At 39.3% G+C, this 23,225-nt stretch carries 22 protein-coding genes and 2 tRNA genes; 15 read left to right on the forward strand and 9 right to left on the reverse strand.

The window, feature by feature from the left end:
- Positions 1-2 precede the first annotated feature (2 nt).
- The 7 genes from ACK8HY_RS22440 to ACK8HY_RS22470 all read left to right on the forward strand — a co-directional run bounded on the left by ACK8HY_RS22440 (position 3) and on the right by ACK8HY_RS22470 (position 5,966).
- Complete coding sequence (locus ACK8HY_RS22440) at positions 3-1,265, forward strand: aspartate kinase (RefSeq protein WP_077433284.1); 1,263 nt, start codon at positions 3-5, stop codon at positions 1,263-1,265.
- Positions 1,266-2,453, forward strand: a complete 1,188-nt coding sequence (locus ACK8HY_RS22445; RefSeq protein WP_077433282.1) for a class I SAM-dependent methyltransferase — start codon at positions 1,266-1,268, stop codon at positions 2,451-2,453.
- A gap of 46 nt (positions 2,454-2,499) precedes the next feature.
- Positions 2,500-3,489: an LLM class flavin-dependent oxidoreductase gene (locus ACK8HY_RS22450; RefSeq protein ID WP_077433280.1), complete on the forward strand. Its 990-nt coding sequence runs from the start codon at positions 2,500-2,502 to the stop codon at positions 3,487-3,489.
- A gap of 58 nt (positions 3,490-3,547) precedes the next feature.
- Positions 3,548-4,357: a hypothetical protein gene (locus ACK8HY_RS22455; RefSeq protein ID WP_416134889.1), complete on the forward strand. Its 810-nt coding sequence runs from the start codon at positions 3,548-3,550 to the stop codon at positions 4,355-4,357.
- Positions 4,358-4,396: 39 nt separating this feature from the next.
- Complete coding sequence (locus ACK8HY_RS22460; protein ID WP_254846211.1) at positions 4,397-5,023, forward strand: DUF1345 domain-containing protein; 627 nt, start codon at positions 4,397-4,399, stop codon at positions 5,021-5,023.
- Between the two features lie 43 nt (positions 5,024-5,066).
- Entirely contained in the window at positions 5,067-5,456 is a 390-nt protein-coding gene (locus ACK8HY_RS22465) for a hypothetical protein (RefSeq protein WP_077433276.1), read from the forward strand.
- A gap of 90 nt (positions 5,457-5,546) precedes the next feature.
- Positions 5,547-5,966 carry a c-type cytochrome gene (locus ACK8HY_RS22470; RefSeq protein ID WP_077433274.1) on the forward strand — a complete coding sequence of 140 codons (420 nt, stop codon included), beginning with the start codon at positions 5,547-5,549 and terminating at the stop codon, positions 5,964-5,966.
- Between the two features lie 193 nt (positions 5,967-6,159).
- Here the strand turns inward: ACK8HY_RS22470 and ACK8HY_RS22475 are convergent.
- A tRNA-Leu gene (locus ACK8HY_RS22475) sits at positions 6,160-6,239 on the reverse strand.
- 182 nt (positions 6,240-6,421) lie between these two features.
- Here ACK8HY_RS22475 and ACK8HY_RS22480 point away from each other — a divergent pair.
- Positions 6,422-7,378 (forward strand): aldo/keto reductase, encoded by a 957-nt coding sequence (locus ACK8HY_RS22480; RefSeq protein ID WP_416134890.1) that lies wholly within the window; start codon positions 6,422-6,424, stop codon positions 7,376-7,378.
- A gap of 235 nt (positions 7,379-7,613) precedes the next feature.
- On the opposite strand, the gene coaD is transcribed toward ACK8HY_RS22480, so the two are convergent.
- Genes coaD through ACK8HY_RS22495 form a run of 3 tightly spaced genes read right to left on the reverse strand, consistent with a single transcriptional unit; the run spans position 7,614 to position 9,419 of the window.
- Positions 7,614-8,090, reverse strand: a complete 477-nt coding sequence (coaD, locus tag ACK8HY_RS22485; protein ID WP_416134891.1) for a pantetheine-phosphate adenylyltransferase — start codon at positions 8,088-8,090, stop codon at positions 7,614-7,616.
- 1 nt (position 8,091) lies between these two features.
- Entirely contained in the window at positions 8,092-8,631 is a 540-nt protein-coding gene (rsmD, locus tag ACK8HY_RS22490) for a 16S rRNA (guanine(966)-N(2))-methyltransferase RsmD (protein ID WP_416134892.1), read from the reverse strand.
- Positions 8,622-9,419, reverse strand: coding sequence for a DUF3822 family protein (locus tag ACK8HY_RS22495; RefSeq protein WP_077433266.1), 798 nt, complete (start codon positions 9,417-9,419; stop codon positions 8,622-8,624). Before ACK8HY_RS22495 ends, rsmD begins: the two co-directional genes overlap by 10 nt.
- 85 nt (positions 9,420-9,504) lie before the next feature.
- On the opposite strand from ACK8HY_RS22495, the gene ACK8HY_RS22500 reads away from it, so the two are divergent.
- From ACK8HY_RS22500 to ACK8HY_RS22510, 3 genes are all read left to right on the forward strand, one after another.
- Complete coding sequence (locus ACK8HY_RS22500) at positions 9,505-10,929, forward strand: ATP-dependent DNA helicase (protein ID WP_416134893.1); 1,425 nt, start codon at positions 9,505-9,507, stop codon at positions 10,927-10,929.
- A gap of 89 nt (positions 10,930-11,018) precedes the next feature.
- Positions 11,019-13,505 carry a DPP IV N-terminal domain-containing protein gene (locus ACK8HY_RS22505; RefSeq protein ID WP_416134894.1) on the forward strand — a complete coding sequence of 829 codons (2,487 nt, stop codon included), beginning with the start codon at positions 11,019-11,021 and terminating at the stop codon, positions 13,503-13,505.
- An 8-nt stretch (positions 13,506-13,513) separates the two neighbouring features.
- Entirely contained in the window at positions 13,514-14,053 is a 540-nt protein-coding gene (locus ACK8HY_RS22510; protein WP_416134895.1) for a hypothetical protein, read from the forward strand.
- A gap of 31 nt (positions 14,054-14,084) precedes the next feature.
- Here ACK8HY_RS22510 and ruvB read toward each other — a convergent pair whose 3' ends face one another.
- The 5 genes from ruvB to pdxH all read right to left on the reverse strand — a co-directional run bounded on the left by ruvB (position 14,085) and on the right by pdxH (position 18,553).
- Positions 14,085-15,107 (reverse strand): Holliday junction branch migration DNA helicase RuvB, encoded by a 1,023-nt coding sequence (ruvB, locus tag ACK8HY_RS22515; protein ID WP_416134896.1) that lies wholly within the window; start codon positions 15,105-15,107, stop codon positions 14,085-14,087.
- 12 nt (positions 15,108-15,119) lie between these two features.
- A complete protein-coding gene (locus ACK8HY_RS22520) occupies positions 15,120-15,857 on the reverse strand; it encodes a polyprenol monophosphomannose synthase (RefSeq protein ID WP_416134958.1) in 738 nt (245 codons plus the stop codon).
- A gap of 350 nt (positions 15,858-16,207) precedes the next feature.
- Entirely contained in the window at positions 16,208-17,404 is a 1,197-nt protein-coding gene (locus ACK8HY_RS22525) for an NADH-quinone oxidoreductase subunit D (protein ID WP_416134897.1), read from the reverse strand.
- 5 nt (positions 17,405-17,409) lie between these two features.
- The gene (locus tag ACK8HY_RS22530; protein WP_416134898.1) at positions 17,410-17,898 is read right to left on the reverse strand and encodes an NADH-quinone oxidoreductase subunit C; all 489 of its coding nucleotides are present in this window, start codon (positions 17,896-17,898) and stop codon (positions 17,410-17,412) included.
- A 1-nt stretch (position 17,899) separates the two neighbouring features.
- Positions 17,900-18,553: a pyridoxamine 5'-phosphate oxidase gene (gene pdxH / locus ACK8HY_RS22535; RefSeq protein WP_416134899.1), complete on the reverse strand. Its 654-nt coding sequence runs from the start codon at positions 18,551-18,553 to the stop codon at positions 17,900-17,902.
- Positions 18,554-18,709: 156 nt separating this feature from the next.
- Between pdxH and ACK8HY_RS22540 the strand changes: the two genes are divergently transcribed.
- The 4 genes from ACK8HY_RS22540 to ACK8HY_RS22555 all read left to right on the forward strand — a co-directional run bounded on the left by ACK8HY_RS22540 (position 18,710) and on the right by ACK8HY_RS22555 (position 23,163).
- On the forward strand, positions 18,710-19,273 hold the full coding sequence (locus ACK8HY_RS22540; RefSeq protein WP_416134900.1) for a YqgE/AlgH family protein: 564 nt from the start codon (positions 18,710-18,712) through the stop codon (positions 19,271-19,273).
- Positions 19,274-19,524: 251 nt separating this feature from the next.
- On the forward strand, positions 19,525-21,414 hold the full coding sequence (gene htpG / locus ACK8HY_RS22545; protein ID WP_416134901.1) for a molecular chaperone HtpG: 1,890 nt from the start codon (positions 19,525-19,527) through the stop codon (positions 21,412-21,414).
- Between the two features lie 261 nt (positions 21,415-21,675).
- A tRNA-His gene (locus ACK8HY_RS22550) sits at positions 21,676-21,749 on the forward strand.
- A gap of 382 nt (positions 21,750-22,131) precedes the next feature.
- Entirely contained in the window at positions 22,132-23,163 is a 1,032-nt protein-coding gene (locus ACK8HY_RS22555) for a Gfo/Idh/MocA family oxidoreductase (RefSeq protein ID WP_416134902.1), read from the forward strand.
- The last annotated feature ends 62 nt before the right edge of the window (positions 23,164-23,225 follow it).

Here is a 23,225-nt window from a genome sequence, read left to right on the forward strand (position 1 = left end):
AAATGCAGGTTTTTAAATTTGGAGGAGCATCAGTAAAGGATGCGGAAAGTGTCAGAAATTCAGCGAAGATTATTTCGAAATACAAAGGTGAAGCTTTGTTGGTCGTTATATCTGCCATGGGTAAGACAACAAACCTTCTGGAAAAATTGACCCGGGAATATTATAATCATACAGGCTTGCAGTTTCAGACCCTTGAAGAAGCCAAAGCATTCCATTTTCATATTCTTCATGACCTATTTCCCAATGCTGAGCATCCTATTTTCGATGAAATTTCCAACTGTTTCGTCGAGATTGAATGGATTTTGGAGGAGGATCCACAAGACTCTTATGACTACCTCTTTGACCAAATTGTGTCGATGGGCGAATTGATCTCTACCAAAATCGTGGCTGCATATGTAGCTTTTATTGGTGAAAAAGTCAAATGGTTGGATGCACGCGACTATATCCTAACCGATAATACCTTCCGCGAAGCCGTGGTGGATTGGAGTAAAACAGAAGAGAAAATCCGTGCCGAACTTCCTTCCATATTAGATGAATATATTGTCATTACACAGGGGTTCCTTGGTTCTACATCGGAGAATTTCACCACAACTTTAGGCCGCGAAGGTTCCGATTATTCTGCGGCTATATTTGCGTCATGTTTAAATGCTGAAAATGTAACAATTTGGAAAGACGTCCCAGGCGTTCTCAATGCTGATCCGAAATGGTTTGAAAAAACTGAACTGATTCCTGAACTATCTTATACCGATGCTATTGAACTTACCTATTATGGTGCGACAGTAATCCACCCGAAAACGATCAAACCATTGCAGAATAAAAAAATTGCTTTAAATGTGCGCTCTTTTGTTGACCCAGATTCTCCGGGAACAGTCATTAGAAGTACAAATCAGACGTTACCGGTTCCTTCGTTTATATTTAAAGTAAATCAGATTTTTGTCTCAATTTCACCACGGGATTTTTCATTTATCGTGGAAGATAACCTCAGAGATATCTTTAATCTTTTCCACCAACATCGCATCAAAATCAATATGATGCACAATACGGCCATCAATTTCACCGTCTCAGTGGACGATACCGGAAAGAACGTGGTGGATTTAATTAACGATCTTGAACAGCGGTTTAAAGTTACCTATGAGTCTGGCCTAGAACTAATCACGATCCGTTACTATAACCAGGAAACCATCGAGCGTGTTCTTGTTGATAAAGAAGTGATCAGTGAGTTAAAGGATAGATATACTTGCCAGCTTCTCGTTAAGAAAATATAGATGAATACATTAATTCTTCAAAAGGAGGTACAGCTGTTTTTGGAAAAACACCTAAAAGAGTCTCCTGCTAAAATAGCTTTAAAGAAATCTCCTTTTGAAGGAATATCGTCTTCTGAACTAGCTGCACAGCTGGATGGTAAGCAGCGTGCGGGGACTAAAATCCCATTATGGACGACAACTCCTGGAATCTATTTTCCCGCAAAACTGAATCTGGAACAATGTTCATCTGAAAAAACAGCACTATTTAAAAGCTCGCTTATTCAAGAAGGCACACGTTTAATTGATGCAACCAGTGGTTTTGGCGTTGACAGCTTTTATTTTTCGACACGTGCAAAACAAGTCATATCCTGTGAGCTCAACTCGGATCTTGCGCAGATTTCATCGCATAATGCCAAGGTCTTATCTGCGACAAATATCGAGGTTATAGCGACAAATGGTGTGGATTACATATTTAATAGCCCACAGGAATACGTTGATTATATCTACCTAGATCCTTCGCGCAGGGTTCAGAATAAGAAAGTATTTCTGCTGGATGAATGTGAACCTAATTTGGTGGAGCTACAGCATTGCTTTTTTGAACGGTCTCATATTATTATTAGCAAGCTCGCTCCATTATTGGATATTTCTTCAGCATTAGGTATGTTGAATCATGTAAAGGATGTGTATGTTGTTTCCTTACAAAATGATTGTAAAGAACTTATTTTCATTCAAAAGAAAGATTTTGAAGGTGAGCCGGTCATTCATGCCGTCCGACTGTTCAAAGAGGAACAACAGGTCATCTCCTTTACTTATTCGGAAGAACGCAGTACCCTTGTGGAGTACAGTGCGCCTCTATCCTATCTTTATGAGCCAGATGTAGCCCTGACCAAGGCTGGTGCTTTTAAAACAATTGCCTCTCTTTTTGGAATAAAAAAACTACATAAAAATACACATTTGTATACTTCGGATCGGAAAATCCCAGATTTCCCAGGCAAAATATTTAAGATAAAAGAGGTTGAATCTTTTACAGAATTCAAGAAAAACAAAACTCCGTTACAAGCTGATATTATCGCAAAAAATTTTCCCTTAAAAACGGAAGAGATAAAAAAGAAATTTAAGATTAAAGACAGCGGCGACAGCTTTAGCTTATTCACCACAGTATTGAATGATCAGCTAATTGTCATACATACACACCGAATTATAGAATAGACAATTTCATTACAATTGTCCTATTTCTTCTATGTAATTTTAATGTATGGATAAAATCGTATTATCAGCATTAGATTTAGCTCCCATCAAAAAAGGAGAAAATACCGCCAGTGCAATTGATCGCAGTGTAAAAATTGCACAACATATCGAACAACTGGATTTTCAAAGAATCTGGGTCGCCGAACATCATAATATGGAATATATTGCAAGTTCGGCCACCTCCTTACTTATACAACATATTGCTTCCAATACAAACCGAATCAGAGTTGGTTCAGGCGGAATCATGTTGCCCAATCATGCTCCCTTAGTGATTGCGGAACAATTTGGCACCTTGGAAACATTATTTCCGGGTCGGATCGATCTTGGTTTAGGCCGTGCGCCGGGTACGGACCAATTGACTGCTATGGCTTTACGAAGAAATAATCTAAATACTGCGTTCCAATTTCCGCAGGAGGTAAAAGATCTCCAGCTATATTTTAGTTCCGATAATTATGATGCAAAAGTACGTGCATTCCCCGGTGAGGGACTGGAAATCCCACTATATATTTTAGGTTCCAGCACGGATAGTGCTTACTTAGCCGCTAGCTTAGGGCTTCCCTACGCTTTCGCCACGCATTTTGCTCCAGCGCAATTTGCCTCGGCGAGTATGATTTATCATCAGAACTTTGTACCCTCGAAGGTATTGGATAAACCCTATTTTATTTCCTGTGTCAATGTGATTGCTTCCGATACTAACGAAGAAGCCGAGTTTTTGTCCACGAGCTTTTTTAATTTATTTGCCGGCATTGTAACGAATACAAGAAAACCGTTATCTCCGCCTACAGAAGAGGTCATTTATAAGGGAATTCCAGCCATCGAACAAGCTGTACAGAGCATGGCTTCCTGTGCCTTTGTCGGAGATAAAAATAAGATCGGTCCTGAGATAGAAAAATTTGTTAAAGATCATAAAGTCGATGAAATTATGGCTACCTCCTATATCTTCGACGATGAAAAATGCCTAAAATCGTTTTCTTTACTTCAGAAAGCACTCTCCTAAAAAATCTTCAGGTTTTATATACCGTGAATTTTATATATTTAAATAAAATTCACGGCATATGAAAAACTATTCTGTTTTTACTTTACTATTTACACTACTTTTTATTCAAGCTTGTGATAGCCCCTCTACAAAAAAGGGAAACACTGCTCTAGATTCGACTGTGACGAAAGATGACACATCTTTGATATCGAAAGACAGTGCCAGGTTATCCGCAGCTGCTACATCCGACAGCTCAAAGGGACAGATTTTTTTAGTACGCAGTTATCGGATCTGGGAAAAGGAAGATCCAACCGCAGTATTGAACAATGATTGGTTTGATCTTTACGAGCTCGAAGGAAAGTATTATTTGGACAAAGTGGATTATGAAGTCAAGGATGGTTATGATGAGTGTGCTCAGGTCCCCTCAAAAAGTGTTGAGTCGAAAAGAAACTCCCTTTTGTTCTTAAATATAAAAGGGTTGAAAACAGGAGCATTGGAGAACTTAAAGATAAACCACTCAGAAATATGGCCCAAGGAATCCGTGGAATATAATTTTAGAAAGCAGCATGTTATACTCAAAGGGTCGGGAGATATAAAATCCACCGAAGTACAGACCGACGAAAAAGGACATGAAAAAATATTTCACGAAGTAGCCCATTATAAGCTCAATGCAACCTTTGGAGGAAGGAATGAATTGACATTATTTCAAAAAGATCAATATGAACATGTATTTATGTCCACGCAGTTTGTCGGCGATATAGATCGAGACGGACAATTGGATTTTATTTTTTCCAATCCAAGTCACTACGAGGAAGAGGCGCTCCTATTGTTTCTTTCTAATGGTGGAAATCCATTGATTTTCGAGGCAAATGAGCAATTTGATTGTTAATCTATGACCATGGGAAAAATAAAAACAGTCCTACATCAAATGAAGTCCATTCATCGGGCTTTAATAGCAATTTGCGCCTTTATCCTTACATATCTGCTCTCCCCGATTAAAACCTTGCCCTTGCTAAGCCTGGTGTTAAGCTGGTTTGGATTTTGTGTTTCTTATATACTGCTTTCTTGGTATACATTTTATACAATGCCTGTGTCTTCAATCACGAAAAAAGCACAACAGGAAGACGGCAGCCGACTTTTTGTATCCCTTTTTATTATACTAGTTACCATCAGTTGTTTTATTTCAGTCCTAATGATTATTATATCAAGTAAGAGTAAGCAACTTGACGACTCCTATATTATTACCATTTGCATGCTTGCCATGGTGGCTTCGTGGTGCTTGGTCCATACAATATATACTTTTCATTATGCTCGTCTGTACTATGAAAACGGTTCCGATGGTAGTGGCCTGGAGTTTCCGGGGAATGATAAGCCAGACTATTTGGACTTTGCTTATTTTTCTTTTGTTATGGGCTGTACATTCCAGGTTTCTGATGTGGGTATCTCGTCAAAAAAAATTAGACGTATCGTCTTATTTCATGGCTTACTCTCCTTTACATTAAATACTTTTGTTGTCGCATTGACGATCAATATCATTTCCGGTCTGATCAATTGAGTTTTTGATCCAAAAACCGTATTTTAGTCCAAAATATATACACATGAAGTTTTTCCATCCATTAGTCGCGCTTGTTTTATGCCTTATTACAGTTGTTTCATGTAAAAAGAATGAAACTTCCGATGGAGAAACAACAGACGCCTCTGGAAGTTTTATCGGTAGAGTCCAATTTCAGAGCAGCTCGTTGTCGGTTGATCGATCCAATCGATTGATCCGTATTCAGCGCGAGGGAAATCCGGAATCTTATAAAATTGAGTTTTTTACCGGGGTTCCGAATATTACGGGTGTGCGCTTTACTAAGGTGAACGACAGTACCTGGATCTCCAACGATACCGCCAAACTAAAAGATGTGAGAATCCAGGGAAAACTGTTAAAAATAGATTACCAATTGGAAGGTCAGTCCTGGACGGTTACAGAAGCTATTCGTAAATAATAATCAATCTAAATTGTCATAATAATTTCATTTTTCATTGTTTAAGTATTCCATAATGCTTACATTTAGTTAAGCATAAGGAAAAGAGAAATGAAACACATAAAAAAGATTGGAGCTATTGCTTCTGTATTTGCTATAGCCATTGCCTTGAGTGCATTTAGTTTCCAACAGGAAGAGCCACAGGAAGATCCTAAACCCACAAATCTGAAAGTTCTCCCAAAAAACATTTCGCATGACGAATTGATCGCAACAATGAAAGAGTTTAATGTTGCATTAGGTGTCAAATGCGGATTTTGCCATGCGCCTTCAAAAGAAGATCCTAAAAAGATGGACTTTGCGAGCGACGAAAACCCTAAAAAAGAAGTTGGCCGCGCAATGATCAAGATGACACAAAAGATTAATAAAAAGTATTTCAATCACAGTTGGGACAGCTCTCCAGCTAAAGCGATTTCCTGTAAAACTTGTCATGGCGGTAAAGCCGAGCCAGAGATGGTATTAGCGAAAAACTAATCAAACTATATATTTTACGTAACACCATCGGATTCCTACCCGATGGTGTTTTTTTATTCGTTCAATCTTATTCGCTGAGTTTTATTTTTGTTGTTTTCGAATGCGATTTTGCATTTAGCGTATCGAAAACATGTTCTGTCAGAGGGAAAATTAAAATAAAAAAGGCTTTTCATATTGAAAAGCCTTTTTGTTGTACCCGGAGCCGGAGTCGAACCGGCACGGTTTCCCACTGGTGTTTGAGACCAGCGCGTCTACCAATTCCGCCATCCGGGCATATCCGTTTGGGATGATGCAAAAGTAAGGAAAGTTTTTATTTTTCCAAAGCCCCCTCTATTACTTTTCCTAAACTACCTGAAAATGAATCAGAAATTTTTTATAAAATTATTTATAGTGCCGGTTCGAAGGTCTAACTGGCATTTTTTTATTAGTTTTAAAAAGGAAATAATAGGCAACTCATGGAAAAGGTTAAGTTAGGAAATAGTGAAATTGAATTTAAACCGATCATTTTTGGCGGGAATGTATTTGGTTGGACTGTCGATGAGCAACAGTCCTTTGCTCTTTTGGATGCATTTGTCGATATGGGCTTTAGCTTTATAGATACGTCCAACAACTATTCTCATTGGGTACCCGGCCACACCGGATCAGAGTCCGAATCCATCATTGGGAAATGGATCAATAAACGGGATATCCGGGATAAAATTCAAATTGCCACCAAGGTTGGTGGTCGTCGGGCCGGCAATGACAGGCCCAATTTAAAAAAAGAACACATTATAAAGTCGGTTGACGAATCGCTCATGAGATTACAGATCGACACCATAGATCTTTATCAGTCACATCATGATGATCTTTCAACGGCAATAGACGAAACACTTGAAGCTTACCAACAATTGGTACAGGCAGGTAAAATAAAATGGATTGGAGCCTCCAATTTAAATCCCGAGCGTATTAAAGAGTCCTTACTGATCGCAGAACAGAACAATCTCCCTGCCTATATTTCCATTCAGCCCGAATATAATTTATATGACCGCTCAAAATATGAGCAAGATTATGAACAGCTCGCAGTCGAAAATCATCTAGGTGTGATCACTTATTATTCTTTGGCCAGCGGATTTCTTTCAGGAAAATATAAGTCAGTTGATGATATTAAAAATGCGAAACGCTCTGATGCGCTAAAAGGCCGGTTTAATGACCGAGGACTTCGTATTCTCGACGCCTTAGCCCAAGTAGCCCATAGTCAACAAGTCGCGATGCCTACAATTGCGCTCGCATGGATTCTGCATCGGCCTTCAGTAAGCGCGCCCATCGTAAGCGCTACTTCTCTGCAACAGCTTGAAGAATTAACCCATGCAACCAAGATAAATTTGTCTTCCGAAGAAATGTCTCTATTAGATACGGCTAGTGCCTATAAATAAAGCTGATCCAGATATTCTAACAAACTGAGGATTAATCTCAACCTTATCATCATTCAGAATATTATTTGGCACCTATATGGCTAAAATCGTCACACTAGCGACCTAAAACTAAACATACGATTCACAACAAGACACATAAAACACTGTTTTTCAATTAAAAACAAATGCGGACAAAATAAAATTTTGTCCGCATTTCGTTAAAAAATATATGTGTTTAGCGCCTAATTACGAACTATTATGGCTTCCTCTCATTTAACAATGTGAGCACTTCTGTGGGCACCATCGCCCTGATATCCCCTCCATTAAACCATACATCCCGCACGATGGTTGAAGATATATGCGCTTTCCCAGACCTACTCATCAAAAAATAACTTTCAACAACCGGGTTTAACAACAGATTATTTTGTGCGATCGCATTCTCAAATTCAAAATCTCCTGTATTTCGCAAACCACGTAATATAAATTTAGCACCAACTTTCTGGCAGAAATCCACAGTCAAACCATTATACTTCACCACTTCGATTACATTGACATCCCGAAAGACCTCTTGTATGCATTTGACCCGTTCATCATGGTCCAACATGCCCTTTTTATTTGCATTATACCCAACAGCAATTATGACTTTATCAAATAACGGCAAAGCTCGTTCGACTAGATCTTGATGGGCTAACGTGAAGGGATCAAATGAGCCTGGAAAAACAGCAATTTTCATACTATAAAGAATTTGTGTAAAATGAAAAAGATGAATACCCGTACTTTCTGGTTTCTATAAAATTCGGATGCTCTTCCATTTGCCTTGTAGATGGATGTTCGACAATAAGAAGCCCATTATCATTTAATAGATTGTTTTCGAGAATCAATTTTGGCAGTTGAGGTAGCTTTGGAATATCATAAGGCGGATCTGCAAAGATTAAATCATAGGTACTTTTGCAGCTGGTAATAAATTTAAAAACATCCGCTTTCTTGGCTTTTATCTGCTCCAGCTTCATTTTTTTTGCTGTGTCCATAATGTATTGTACACATTTAAAATGTAAATCGACCGAATCCACATGTTCTACTCCTCGTGAAGCTAACTCAAAACTAATATTCCCCGTTCCAGCAAAAAGATCAAGGCAATTTAAGCCATCGAATTCTAAGCGGTTCTGCAGAATATTAAACAGAGCTTCCTTCGCGATATCTGTGGTTGGCCTTACCGGTAAATTGCTGGGTGGATTCAGCCTTAGACCACCGATTTTACCCCCTATTATTCGCATAATATTGAATCAAATAACACATTATATGCTGTTAAATTACCACTGACCTCCTGATCTGCAAAAGCTACTTTTGTTTTTAGATCCAATATTTCAACATCTCCCGCATAGGATGCAATTCGTTTATAATACGATTCATTGGGCACCTCACCGGAAAGGAGTACCTTATCAATTGACCCGCCAAGGTTAAATTGACTCAATATATTCAACACATAATAACTAATATCATCCAGATTATGGATTTCAAAGCTATTGTAAAGTTGGAAAACTCCATTTTTGAATAGGTAAAAGTCAACAATAGTATCAGCGACGAAATGTAGCCCCAGCACACTACCCCTAATTGCTATACGTTCCTGCGCCCGGTCCAATACAACTGCAAACTCAGGAAGAATAACAGCATCCGGAAACAGTCTAAGCCAACGATTCAAAAGCAACTTATCAAATTGATATAAAGCAACAAAGCCAAGGTTATCTAAATGGTAAATAAATGTATTTTCAAGATCTGAAGTCCCCAGGAACTGTACATATTGCGCAATATTATCCTCCTGAAAGACCTCTTTAGGTATAAATGTAAAACTCTGGTGCGGAATAACAATCCGAACGAACCGAAAAGGTAAACTCATTATTCTTGTCGCATCTAAGATTGGCTCCTCCGAAGGGTATTCTATCAGTATCGGCACTACTGACTTCTTATCGACTACCGCTAACACATCTTTTTGAAAGCCAGCCTTTACCAAAAGATTATACTCAGGTAAATAATGAATGTTAAATTGTTTTGAAATATAATTCATTCGCTGAATTGTAAAAATAAAAACTTGTTAAAGCAAAAATAGCTTTTTCTGAAGGATAAGACAAACCTTTTAAATAACTTTGGGGGTGTTCATCAAAAACCTGTTAATACAACAATTCCCTTGGCAACCGACTGCACAGCAGCTGGAAGCATTCGAGTTATTGGAAGAATTTCTTCTCGCATTTGACAAGCAGTCCTGTTTTGTCCTCAAAGGCTATGCCGGGACCGGAAAAACAACATTGATAGCAGCATTGGTCAAAGTATTGCCTGTGCTAAAAAAACGTGCTGTGCTTCTGGCCCCCACAGGGAGGGCCGCCAAAGTGATGAGCTATTATTCCGGACGAAAAGCACTGACCATCCACAAAAAGATTTATCGAAAGAAATCCGCCATCTCCTTTCAACTGGACTTTACATTAGCAGAGAATTTACACGAGGACACCCTATTTATCGTCGATGAAGCCTCGATGATTTCCAATGAATCGGTAAGTGTATTTTCAAAAAGCCTCTTAAATGACCTTTTCAGATATGTACAATCCGGCAAAAATTGCAGCCTCCTGTTCGTTGGTGATACTGCCCAATTACCGCCGGTGGGTTTATTGGACAGCCCCGCCTTGAACCCCAATTATCTTGAACATGAATTTCATCTCTGTGTGTATCCCTACGAATTGACCACTGTGGTCCGACAGGCTCAAGATTCGGGAATATTGTACAATGCAACAAAAATACGGAACGAGATCATATCCGCTGAGGAAGGACAGCTTGACTTTCCTTTTCCAAAATTCATAACAAAAGGATTTAAAGACCTTTACCGCATGACAGGAGAACGATTGATTGAAGGGATAAATTACGCTTATGATAAATATGGCATTGAAAATACCATGATTATATGCCGTTCAAATCGCTCAGCTAACCTATACAATCAGAATATCCGCAATAGAATACTTTTTAGAGATGAAGAATTAACGGGTGGAGATTACATCATGGTGGTGAAAAACAATTACTTCTGGCTACAGGAAAACAATATGGGCGATGGTTTTATTGCAAATGGTGATATGGCTAAAGTCCGGAAGGTAAGTAATATCCACGAGCAACATGGCTATAGATTCGCGGATGTTACACTCGAATTTGTGGATATTGATGAAATCGAACCCATTACCTGCCGTGTTATCTTGGATAGTCTTTATACGGATGGCCCCAACCTCTCCTATGAAAGTCAAAAAAATCTGTATGAAGAGATTGGTATGGACTATGCAGAAATTTTAGATAAGAAAGATCGACTGGAAGCCATTAAAAAAGACCCCTATTATAATGCACTCCAGATTAAATTTGCATTTGCAATTACCTGCCACAAAGCACAAGGTGGCCAATGGCCAATTGTTTTTGTTGACCAGGGCTATATCAATGATGAAATGTTGGATCTTGAATTTCTGCGTTGGTTGTATACCGGCATTACTCGGGCAACAGAGGAACTTTTTTTGGTAAATTTTAATGAAAACTTCTATCCATCATAGGATTATTACATGAATCATTCGTATGACTGTATAATATTGAATATTTTAGTGGCCAAAACCAAGATTACACAATTATCTATATTTATTTGATGCATAAGTTCTATTTTATTTTTGCAGCCAGTTTATTACCCTACTTTAGCTCGGCGCAGCAGATTCCGGAGCATTCGGTAAAACCTAACTATCAATTAGCTGCCAAATTTTCCCCAGAGAAATTAAAAAAAATGATTTTCTCGACGACCATCAAACCAAACTGGATCAACTTCTCAGATCGCTTTTGGTACGATTACGCAAGTCCACAAGGCAAAAATTGGTATATCGTCAATCCATCACTTAAAAAGAAAGAACCTCTTTTTGATAGCGAAAGCGTTGCTGCACAAATAACAAAGATTGTCAAAAATCCCGTTGATGCACAACACCTGGACTTACAAGGCTTAAGATTCACTAAAGATGAAAAAAAGATCAGATTCCAGGTTCAGAGCACGAAAGATACCCTGAAGTCCAAAGATGAGATTGAAAAACTTAAAAACAAGTCAGACACAACAAAGAAAAAGCTCTTTTATTTGGAATATGATTTCGCATCGAAAACAGTAACCGAAATCAGCGATTCTACAAAGGTTAAAGCTCCACTGGCTTGGGCAAGCTTTTCTCCGGACACCAATACGATCTATTTCGCCAAAGACTTTAATCTGTATTGGATGGACAAGGCCAACTATCTCAAAGCAGTCAAAAATGAGAAGGATAGTACGATTGTCGAGCACCAGATCACGAAGGATGGCGTACAATATTACGCTTGGGGTGGCGATGAATATAGTACTACCACGGGCGACGAAAAGGACAAAGACAATGAAACGAAACGTAAACGCGTATGGATAAGCTGGTCACCGGATGGCCGCTATTTTACCTTGACCAGAAAAGATAACCGGTCGTTGCGACCTTTGTGGGTGATCAACAATGTTGGTTCAGCCCGTCCTACCCTGGAGACTTATAAATACCAAATGCCGGGCGAGGTTGATTCAACTGAAACTGAATTCTATATCTTTGAAGCAGCAACAAAGACCCCACGCCGCATAAATATAGCCGCTTTTAAAAACCAGACCATTTCCAACTGGACCAAAACCCCGGACAAAAATTCATATAAGGAAGATTATTATATTAACTACTGGCTGGGTAACAACGAAGAATTTTATATTTCACGCTCCAGCCGTGATTTAAAAAGAATAGATCTCCTAAAGGTAAATGTAAATGGAACTTTAAACCCTATTATTCAGGAACGATCCAATGTGTATCTGGATGTTCAAAAACCGCTTTTGACCGAAAATGGCAAGCGATTGGTTCACTGGTCAGAAAGAGATGGATGGGGACATTACTACTACTATGACACGAATGGTAAGCTTCTTAATCAAATCACTAAGGGAAGTTTTCACTGCGAAGAAATTACAGGGATAGATCCGACGACACAGACGCTGTTTTTCACGGCGTCTGGCCGCGAGAAAAATGAAGATCCCTATTACCTCCACCACTATAGCGTCAGTTTGAACGGAAATGGAATTAAACTTCTGAATCCCGGAAACTTTGATCATCAGATTGAAATGAGCGAGTCGTCCAAATATTTTGTAAACAACTCTTCAAGAGTGAATACAGTGCCAGAATCTGTGTTATTGAACAGCAATGGACAAAAGATCATGACTCTCGAAAAGGCCGACCTTTCGCTTTTATTTGCTGCGGGCTATAAATTCCCCGAACCATTTAAGGTAAAAGCCGGAGATGGCACGACGGACCTCTATGGCGTTATGTACAAGCCTTTTGATTTTGACAGCACAAAGACCTACCCCATTGTAGAATATGTTTATCCAGGGCCACAAACAGAGGCTGTCAATAAATCTTTTGGACGTAGCATGGACCGAATCGACCGATTGGCTCAATTTGGCTTTATCGTAGTCACTGTCGGTAACCGAGGTGGTCACCCATCCCGTTCACAATGGTACCATACCTATGGTTATGGCAATCTGCGTGATTATGGATTGGAAGACAAAAAGGTGACAGCGGAACAGCTTGCTGACCGTTATAAATTTATCGACATCAATCGTGTAGGTATCACAGGCCACTCTGGCGGTGGATTTATGTCCACAGCAGCTATGCTTGTCTACCCAGACTTCTTTAAAGTTGCCGTATCCGGAGCCGGCAACCATGAGAATCAGATTTATAACCGCTGGTGGAGCGAGCGCCATCATGGCGTCACAGAAAAAGTATCGGCAAAAGGCGATACGACTTTTTCATACCAGATCAATAAAAATACGGAATTAGCCAAGAATCTAAAAGGAAGGCTCTTGATAGCGACTGGCGATATTGACAACAATGTGCATCCTGCAAACTCGATTCGGATGGTAGACGCACTGATCAAGGCAAATAAACGATTTGATTTCCTGCTCTTACCCGGTCAAAGACATGGATTTGGTGATATGACAGAATATTTCTTCTGGAAAATGGGTGATTATTTCAGTCAATATCTCTTGGGTGATTCTAAAATGAACGAAGTCGATATGACAGAGATGAACAGAGAAAAACCTCAAAAGTAAGCGGGTTTATGACCTACACCGACAAAATAAAGTTTTTATCCGTTACCTTAAGATCATTTGAGGTAACGGATTTTTCTTTAGATATGCTCGCGGGCATTAGCCTTCAGGATTTGCTCAGCCTTTCTCTGGAAAAAGATAAAAAGATTTCTTTCCGGGCCGCATGGGTATTCGAAACAATTGTACTAAAGGATACAACTTTACTACAAGGGCTTTTACCGCAATTCTTTGATAATTTGAAAAACCAGAGAAATTGGAGCTGTCTGAGAAGCTATAGTAAAATTTTGATATACCTGACTTCTAATAAGAATAAGAGCTATCTTCTTGATGACAAGACCGAAGAACAACTCATTGAACACGCTTTTCAATGGATGATAGACCAGCAATGCCCTGTTCCGGTTTTGGTCAATTGCTTGGATATCTTAAATAATCTGAGCAAGAAACATCCTTGGGTAAAAGAAGAACTCCTTGCCCAGATAAGTCATTTTCAAAAGATAAAACCTAGTCCTGCATTACTGAGCCGCACAAACCGGATCCTCCGAAGAGGCTAAGCAAAGCACTTTTTCTAAAAATTCATGGAAATTAAAACAAGGTATTCCCTTTTGGATTAGGTGTACGACCGAGGTGTCTATAGGCAGCTTCAGTACATTCACGCCCTCTCGAAGTACGCATGATATAACCTTCCTGAATCAAAAAGGGCTCGTATACCTCTTCGATTGTCCCTTCATCTTCTCCTACAGCTGTAGCAACGGTTTTAAGTCCTACCGGCCCTCCTTTGAATTTATCAATGATTGTCGTCAAGATCTTATTATCCATTTCATCGAGGCCATTTTCATCCACATTAAGCGCATGTAGCGCATACTTCGCAATTTCTTGGTCTATACTTCCATTTCCCTTTATCTGCGCGAAATCTCGTGTGCGACGTAATAACGCATTGGCTATCCTTGGCGTACCTCTACTCCTACGCGCAATTTCATAGGCACCTTCATCAGAAATAGGTGTATTTAGGATATGTGCAGAACGAAGCACAATTGTTGTCAATAGCTTTGCATCATAATATTGAAGCCGAGAATTAATCCCAAAACGCGCACGCAATGGAGCTGTTAGTAGACCCGACCGCGTGGTTGCTCCAATTAGTGTAAAAGGATTCAATGAAATCTGCACGGAACGGGCGTTAGGACCTGTTTCTAGCATGATATCTATCTTAAAATCCTCCATCGCAGAATAAAGATACTCTTCCACCAAAGGACTTAAACGATGGATCTCGTCGATAAACAGCACGTCGCCCTCCTCCAGATTTGTCAATAGCCCCGCCAGATCTCCCGGTTTGTCCAATACAGGGCCTGAAGTAATTTTTATACCCACCCCCATTTCATTCGCAATAATGTGCGAAAGGGTTGTTTTACCCAGTCCCGGAGGACCATGTAACAAGACATGATCCAAAGCTTCTCCCCGTAATCGCGCAGCTTTCACAAAAATATTTAGATTCTCCAATATTTTTGCTTGCCCCGTGAAATCTTCAAAAGCCTGAGGACGCAATGCCCGCTCGATATCGCGATCGGTATTGCTCAAACGTTCAGGATTTGGATCTAAATTCTCGTTCATCAACCAATACTATTAATTTCTATTATACCTTTTCCCAAGACTTCCCAATTTCAGCTGGATTACACCAAAAAAAGCTTCCTTAAAGATACTTGTACTCATTTTGGACGTACCTTCAGTTCTATCCGTAAATATAATAGGTACTTCCACAACGTCAAAACCATATTGAATGGCCGTAAACTTCATCTCAATCTGGAAAGCATAACCAACAAATTTAATTTTGTCTAAAGGAATAGTCTTCAATACCTCCCGTGTAAAACAGACAAAACCTGCTGTAGCATCCTGAATTTTAATTCCAGTAATAAAACGGACATATACAGAAGCGAAATAGGACATCAATACCCGGCTCATTGGCCAGTTGACAACATTTACTCCTTTAATATACCGGGATCCTATACTCATATCAGCCCCATCCACACAGGCTTGTCTCAAACGGATCAAATCTTCAGGATTGTGACTGAAGTCCGCATCCATTTCAAAGATATATTGATAATGCGCTCTCGCTAGCCCCCATTTAAATCCGTGGATATAGGCGGTCCCTAAGCCCAATTTCCCTTTCCGTTGTTCCATAAATAAACGGTCAGAGAACTCATTCAACTGTAAATTTTTAACGATATCTGCCGTACCATCAGGTGACCCGTCGTCCACAATCAGAATATCAAATGCGTGTGATAAGGAAAAAACTTTGCGAATAATCTTTTCAATATTTTCCTTTTCGTTATATGTTGGAATAATTACTAAACTCTCCGCCACTTTCATTTATTTAAGACCAGTAAAGGTAACAATTTAAGCCAAATTCTCTCAAAGAATTTGGCTTAAATTGTTACAAAAAAGCATCCTTCGAAGGAATATCACTTGGTAGTGTCGCGCACTGAACAACAAAAGTATCTGGCGATCAAAACAAGATGGTTGATAAAAAGAAAAGCCCGCTACTATGGGAGTAACGAGCTTTCATTAACCAATTATAAACTTAAATTATGAGACTGCAAATATGGTGAATATTGCTTATATATGCAAATTTTAATGCGTTTTCATGCAACATTTTCAATACAAAGTCTCAATTTATACCAAAACCATTTGATAGTATGCATAATACTGCAATTTTATCGATCAACCTCTCCGAGAACAATATCAATTGATCCCAGTATTGCGATGAGATCAGCAATTAACACCCCTTTTCCTAACTCGGAAATCACAGAAAGGTTATTGAAACTTGGTCCACGTGATTTTACGCGTAAAGGAATATCAGATTTTTCTTTCGTTACAAAATAAAAACCGATTTCGCCCTTTGGATTTTCTGCACGCACGTAGTAATCCTGTGCTTTTAAATTTACTTTTTTTGGAACAAGCGCGCGCGGATCAAAATCCGGAGTACGTTTAAAATCTTTCTCTAAGCGCTCAAGACATTGTTCAACGATACGAACGGATTCATATACTTCATCCACCCTCACTTTGTAGCGATCCCAGCAATCGCCTACACTCCCCATTCCCCCTTTTCCCACTGGAATCTCAAAGTCTATTTCCGGATAAACGGAATACCCATCAATCCGTCTTAAATCCCATTTAATGCCAGATGCGCGCAACATAGGACCGGAAACACCATAATTAATAGCAACATCAGCAGGCAAGATACCGATATTAGCTGTCCTAGAGATAAATATCTGATTCTGTGTCAGTATCTGATCCAATTCAACCAATTTCGGTTTAAAATAAGTGATAAACTCTGCACAACGCGCTTCAAAACCGACAGGTAGATCATAAAAAAGACCACCGACCCAGATGTAATTATATAACATACGTGATCCGGATGCCCATTCCAGCATATTCATAATATGTTCGCGATCTCTAAAACACCATAGAAAGGGAGTTGTGGCACCAATGTCGATGCCGTAGGTACCGATTGCAATCAGGTGTGATGCGATGCGATTGAGTTCACAGACCAATACCCGAATATATTCTATTCTTTTGGGAATTTTACGATCTAGCCCCAACATGCGCTCCACCCCCATAACAAAAGCATGGCTATTGTTCATCGATGCCAGATAATCCAGACGATCGGTAAATGGAATTGTCTTCCCATAGTTTAGAGACTCCGCGTGCTTATCAAAGCATCGGTGCAAATAGCCCAGATGTGGAACGACTTCTTTGACAATTTCACCGTCCGTGATCAACTGCAAACGCAATACACCATGTGTTGAAGGGTGCTGCGGCCCCATATTCAAGACCATCTCCTGCGCTGAAATTTCCGTAAGATGCCTTTCATAACGATCTAATGCCTCTTTATACTTTGGATTTGCCATACAGATCAATTTATGTTAATGCCATGATATTTCTCAGCCTCCTGATAGTCCTTTCGAAGTGGATACCCCTCCCAATCATCGGGCAGGAGAATCCGTCGCAGGTCGGGATGTCCAGCGAAATAAATCCCCATCAGATCAAAAGCTTCCCTTTCGTGCCAGTCTGCCGTACGCCAAATGGAAGTTACGGATGGAATTTCAGGCAGCTCATCCAATGAACGGTTGCCCTCCAGCTCCACTTTTAATACCAGTGCATGTTGATAAGGCAGGGAACTCAGGTGATAGACAACTGTAAAGTGATCTTCATAATCTACTGCTGTAATATTACTCAAAAAATCAAAATAAAGACCTTCAGTATCTCTAAGAAAAGAGCAAACAGAAATTAAGTCCACCGCATGGATAAACAAAGCAGGCTGTAGACCCCCAATCTCCTCTTTCACTATTATTGAGTCTCCCAATGAGGAAACCAGTTGTAATTTAATTTCTTCAAATGTCATATTACGGAGCTAGACGCGTGATTTTCCAAGAATCTGATACTTTTTTATAGACGATGCGATCGTGAAGACGGCTAGCACGCCCCTGCCAAAATTCAAAATAGATCGGTTTTAAATTATACCCCCCCCAATGTGCTGGCCGAGGAATAAGCTCATCATGACCATAATGATCCAAAAGTTCTTCGACTCTACTCTCCAGAAAATTCCGGTTTGGGATCTCACGGCTCTGCGGTGATGCCAAAGCACCTATGCGACTACCTTTGGGACGCGATTGAAAATATTCATCCGAATCCGATTCATTCACAAACTCAATAACTCCTTCAATGCGGATTTGTCGTTGCAACTCGGGCCAGAAAAATAAAAGCGCCGCATGCGGATTGTCTTTCATATCCTCTCCTTTCCGACTTTCATAATTGGTAAAGAACACTAAGCCACCATCTGAAATATCTTTTAATAACACAATCCTTGATGAAGGTAAATGTTGTGACGACACCGTGGACAATACCATCGCATTGGGTTCAATCACCTCACTATGTATTGCCTCATCAAACCACTTTTTGAACTGGCGGATGGGATCATGATCCACATCCGATTCAGAGAGGTTACCCAATACGTAATCTTGTCTGATCGCTGCAATATCTTTATGTTGAATGGACATAGAAATCTATTTTTATATTCGTACAAACTTACTAAAATCATTGCTTTTTCTCTATAAACTTAGTAGAAATTACCAAAAACGTTTTTTTTGGCATAGATCTCGCATACGTTAAATAAAAAAGGATTTATTTACAATGTACACTTAATTCTGTATCCTATGTTTAACGAATTAGATCCACAAAAAGGAAGTTTATTAATCTCGGAGCCATTTATGCTGGATCCCCGGTTTTTAAGGTCTGTTATCCTGTTATGCGACCATAACACGGAGGGAAGTCTGGGTTTTGTACTGAATAATAAGACCAATGTTCAAATTGGCCAATTATTGGAGCCAATACCAGCCTGTACTTTCCCCATCTATCTTGGCGGACCAGTAGCGCAAGAAAGTCTTTTCTTTGTACACAGCCGATTTGATCTTTTGCTGAGCGGCGAAGAAGTAGCACCGAATCTTTATTTTGGCGGGGATGAAGAAAAGCTTATCGAAGCCATTCGGCAGGATCAGATTAAATCTGATGAAATTAAGTTTTTCATTGGCTATTCCGGTTGGTCGAGTGGTCAATTGGACAATGAAATTAAGGGAAATAGTTGGGCCGTTCAAAATAAATACCATCATGATATTATTTTTGAAGGAAATGGTGAACTGCTTTGGAAAGATGCCATTATCGGCCTTGGGCCAAAATACGCCCATGTCGCCAATTTTCCACGCAGCCCAGAATTAAATTAAGCTATTTGTAAATCAAAACCGTTCTGTTTTTGATCAAATACTCCATATTTGCTTACTTCTCACGTGAGCTTCAATATCTTTTCCTATTTAAATCAGCTGCTTGACAGTGATTCGAATTCGCTGACTTCCGTATTATTGAACGTTTATGACAAAATGAATGAATTTCTGCCATCCTGTCCTACTATCGCCATTTGGAACACGGATTGTACACACATCACCAAAATCATAAAATTAAATATCGACATAAAATTATGAATCCAGAAAAAGGTAGTATTTCAATCCACACGGAGAACATATTTCCCGTAATCAAAAAATTCTTATACTCAGATAATGAGATTTTCTTGCGCGAACTGGTATCTAATGCAGTTGATGCTTCCCAAAAGATCAAACGTTTGGCATCTTTGGGGCAATACAATGGCGAAACAGGTGAATTAATCGTAGACGTCAAGTTTGATGAGGCGGCAAAAACCATTACGATTTCGGACAACGGTATTGGTATGACTGCCGAGGAAATCAAAAAATATATTAATCAAATCGCCTTTTCGGGAGCAACAGAGTTCATGGAGAAATTCAAGGAAGCCAATGATGCAAACGAAATTATCGGTCGCTTTGGTTTAGGTTTCTATTCCGCATTTATGGTGGCTGACACGGTAGAAATTCAATCCCTATCTTATCAGGATGGAGCCGAGCCAGCACATTGGACATGTGACGGCAGTACCTCATATGAAATTTCTACAGGAACTAGAACAACACGTGGTACAGATGTTATTCTGCATGTCAATGACGAGTCCACTGAGTTTTTGAGCCAAGCACGTCTACAGGATATCTTGGATAAATATGCAAAGTTCCTTCCGATCCCTATTCGTTTTGGCACAAAGACAAGCTCTGAGCCAGATGGAGAAGATGAGGAGGGTAAACCAAAATATAAATCTGTAGAAGTTGACAATATCATCAACAATACAAATCCAGCATGGACGAAGGCTCCTTCCGAATTAAAAGATGAGGATTATATCGCATTTTACCGCGAACTATATCCATATTCCATGGATGAACCATTATTTTGGATCCACCTTAATGTTGACTATCCATTTAATCTGACGGGTATACTTTACTTCCCTAAAGTGAAAAATGAGCTTGAGATCCAACGTAATAAGATCAAGCTTTACTCACGTCAGGTGTTTATCACGGATGAAGTAAAAGATATCGTACCTGAATTCCTGATGTTGCTTCACGGGGTAATTGATTCACCGGATATCCCATTAAATGTATCGCGCTCTTTCTTGCAAGCCGACAGCAATGTCAAGAAGATCAATAGCTACATCACCAAAAAAGTGGCTGATAAATTAAATGAAATATTCAAAACTGACCGTAAAGGCTTTGAGGAGAAATGGACAGATATCGGCTTGTTTATCAAATATGGTATGCTAAGCGATGAAAAGTTCGCAGAGAAAGCTAGTGACTTCTGTTTGGTAAAAAATACCGGTAATGAGAGCTTTACCATCAAGGAATATTATGAAAAGGTAAAAGATATCCAAGTTGATAAAGACGGTAACATCATTTACCTATATACACATGATCCTGCACAGCAAGATGGCTTTATTCAAACGGCGTTAAACAAAGGATATGATGTACTGGTACTCGATGGACCGCTCGACACACATTTTACATCTTACTTGGAGCAAAAGGGTGGCGAAAAAGTTCAACTTAAACGTGTAGATGCAGACGTAATTGATAAACTTATTCAAAAAGATGAAAAGATCGAACTTTCATTATCTGAAGAAGAGTCCAAAAAAACTTTGGAAGTTTTTGAAAAAGCGATCGCTCGTCAGGATATGAAAGTTGAGGTAGATGCGCTCGGTGAAAATGACCTACCTGTATCCGTTACCATAGATGAGTTTATGCGCCGTATGAAAGATATGGCAAAAACTGGCGGTGGTATGAATTTTTATGGTTCATTGCCGGATAATTATAAAGTAACGGTAAATGGTAATCACCCTTTAATCAAAAGAATTTTATCTTCTTCTGATGAAGAAAGTGCGAAATTGGCGAAACAAGCTTTCGATTTAGCGCTCTTATCGAGAGGGTTGTTATCAGGTGCGGATCTAACATCGTTTGTAAAAAGAAGCGTTGAAATGATTTAATACAGCGAAAAACCGTATAAAAAAAGCAATCGCCCAAATTGGACGATTGCTTTTTTTATGCATTTTAATTTCATAATCCAACAAACCATGCGCCTAATTTCAATAAAATTCTCAAATCGGGATTATTAAACCATTAGCATCGTTTTTTATTAAAATTTAATAAACTAATCTTCACCCAGTTGGCCTTAACCGCGGTTTTTTTTTATTCAAATATTTGGAGGGAATAGGGTTTAATCGTACTTTTGTATCATCAAAATCACGGTAGGTATAGCTCAGTTGGTTAGAGCACTAGATTGTGGTTCTAGGGGTCGTCGGTTCGAGCCCGATTACTTACCCAAAAGGGCAAATCAAAATATATTGGTTTGCCCTTTTTTATTCTTCTACCTTCCATAATCTTATTCGACCGCTTTTCATTTAAACGCTCTTTCCGCATAACTTTTATCCAGAAGCATTTATCAAATGTCATGTGGATTTCCCCTTCAGAGACTACACTCTTGAACGGGCTGTGGACAACCATATACATGCATAAGGTTCAGAAAAAACGACATCAATGTGATTTTCTGAAAGAAATCAGTATATATTTAGTAGAATCCATAAAATAAAAGCGCGATATGCTTATATTTATACCTGACCTTTCCTGGGTCTGACAGTTAGTAGAATTGATTGTAGAAGAATGTTCAACAGCAAATAATCTTGCATCAACCAGATCAGATACAAATGAAAAATACGAAGATCAATACCGGAATTTTAAGCTTTGGTATGTCGGGGCGTGTCTTCCACGCGCCTTTCATCCACTGCAATCCGCATTTTAACTTAATTGCCGTTGTCGAGCGCACACAGAAAATAGCGCAGGAACTTTATCCCGAAATCAAAAGTTATGATACCGTGGCTCAATTATTGGCAGACGACACAATAACACTTGTCATTGTAAACACACCGAATCATACACATTTCGAGCTTGCGACAGCGGCTTTAAAAGCAGGAAAACATGTCCTGATCGAGAAACCCGTAGTTGAAAATATAGCACAGTTCAACCAACTTTCCGAAACCAGTAAAAAAACCGGAAAGCGCATTTTCTTCTATCAGAATAGACGTTATGATAGCCATTTTCTCGATGTAAAGAAAGTAATAGAAAGTGGCGATCTTGGCAAGTTAACCGAAGTGTCTTTTCGCTTCGACCGCTATAAAATAGAATTGGGTCAAAAATATTTCAAGGAAAATAACGAGTACATTTCAAGCGGACTCACTTACGATCTAGGCCCCCATATTATTGATCAGGCAATTTCACTCTTTGGAAAACCATTAAAATTCAGTAAAACAACGGCAGTTAATCGACCTGGCTCCCAAGTTGCGGATTACTTCCATTATCATTTACGTTATCCCGATGAGCTGAACGTATTTCTAACAGGCAGTCTTGCTGTAGCCGAGCCTCTCCCCGCTTTTATTGTACATGGTACGAAAGGTAGTTTTATAAAAACGATGGCTGATGTACAGGAACAGCAACTAATAGATGGCATGCTTCCCGATAATCCGGCCTACGGAGTTGAGCCGAACGGCAGTGCGGGTAAGCTGGTTACTGTCGATAGCACAAATCAAAAACATATTTCTTACCCCGCCCCACATAAAGGAGATTACAATCTGTTATTCAACGCCATCTATGAGAATCTTGCACATGATGTTGAATATCCGATTACAATGGACCACATCAAATGGCAAATTGAAATGTTATCTGCTGATGATAACCTGTAATATCCACTTATTGAGGAAACCTTACCGGCTATAAGACAAAAAATAACCGTATTTTATACAAA

Origin of the sequence: Sphingobacterium sp. NGMCC 1.201703 (assembly GCF_047784615.1) — a bacterium.
Taxonomy (GTDB): domain Bacteria; phylum Bacteroidota; class Bacteroidia; order Sphingobacteriales; family Sphingobacteriaceae; genus Sphingobacterium.

Excerpts from the sequence above, each read along its gene's own strand:
- ACK8HY_RS22480 (WP_416134890.1), top strand. The coding sequence starts at position 6,422 with ATGGAAAAGGTTAAGTTAGGAAATAGTGAAATTGAATTTAAACCGATC.
- ACK8HY_RS22470 (WP_077433274.1), top strand. The coding sequence starts at position 5,547 with ATGAAACACATAAAAAAGATTGGAGCTATTGCTTCTGTATTTGCTATA.
- ruvB (WP_416134896.1), bottom strand. The coding sequence starts at position 15,107 with ATGAACGAGAATTTAGATCCAAATCCTGAACGTTTGAGCAATACCGAT.
- ACK8HY_RS22450 (WP_077433280.1), top strand. The coding sequence starts at position 2,500 with ATGGATAAAATCGTATTATCAGCATTAGATTTAGCTCCCATCAAAAAA.
- ACK8HY_RS22505 (WP_416134894.1), top strand. The coding sequence starts at position 11,019 with ATGCATAAGTTCTATTTTATTTTTGCAGCCAGTTTATTACCCTACTTT.
- ACK8HY_RS22440 (WP_077433284.1), top strand. The coding sequence starts at position 3 with ATGCAGGTTTTTAAATTTGGAGGAGCATCAGTAAAGGATGCGGAAAGT.
- ACK8HY_RS22525 (WP_416134897.1), bottom strand. The coding sequence starts at position 17,404 with ATGGCAAATCCAAAGTATAAAGAGGCATTAGATCGTTATGAAAGGCAT.
- ACK8HY_RS22460 (WP_254846211.1), top strand. The coding sequence starts at position 4,397 with ATGAAGTCCATTCATCGGGCTTTAATAGCAATTTGCGCCTTTATCCTT.
- ACK8HY_RS22495 (WP_077433266.1), bottom strand. The coding sequence starts at position 9,419 with ATGAATTATATTTCAAAACAATTTAACATTCATTATTTACCTGAGTAT.
- ACK8HY_RS22465 (WP_077433276.1), top strand. The coding sequence starts at position 5,067 with ATGAAGTTTTTCCATCCATTAGTCGCGCTTGTTTTATGCCTTATTACA.
- pdxH (WP_416134899.1), bottom strand. The coding sequence starts at position 18,553 with ATGTCCATTCAACATAAAGATATTGCAGCGATCAGACAAGATTACGTA.
- htpG (WP_416134901.1), top strand. The coding sequence starts at position 19,525 with ATGAATCCAGAAAAAGGTAGTATTTCAATCCACACGGAGAACATATTT.
- ACK8HY_RS22540 (WP_416134900.1), top strand. The coding sequence starts at position 18,710 with ATGTTTAACGAATTAGATCCACAAAAAGGAAGTTTATTAATCTCGGAG.
- ACK8HY_RS22530 (WP_416134898.1), bottom strand. The coding sequence starts at position 17,898 with ATGACATTTGAAGAAATTAAATTACAACTGGTTTCCTCATTGGGAGAC.
- rsmD (WP_416134892.1), bottom strand. The coding sequence starts at position 8,631 with ATGCGAATAATAGGGGGTAAAATCGGTGGTCTAAGGCTGAATCCACCC.
- ACK8HY_RS22510 (WP_416134895.1), top strand. The coding sequence starts at position 13,514 with ATGACCTACACCGACAAAATAAAGTTTTTATCCGTTACCTTAAGATCA.
- coaD (WP_416134891.1), bottom strand. The coding sequence starts at position 8,090 with ATGAAAATTGCTGTTTTTCCAGGCTCATTTGATCCCTTCACGTTAGCC.
- ACK8HY_RS22555 (WP_416134902.1), top strand. The coding sequence starts at position 22,132 with ATGAAAAATACGAAGATCAATACCGGAATTTTAAGCTTTGGTATGTCG.
- ACK8HY_RS22445 (WP_077433282.1), top strand. The coding sequence starts at position 1,266 with ATGAATACATTAATTCTTCAAAAGGAGGTACAGCTGTTTTTGGAAAAA.
- ACK8HY_RS22455 (WP_416134889.1), top strand. The coding sequence starts at position 3,548 with ATGAAAAACTATTCTGTTTTTACTTTACTATTTACACTACTTTTTATT.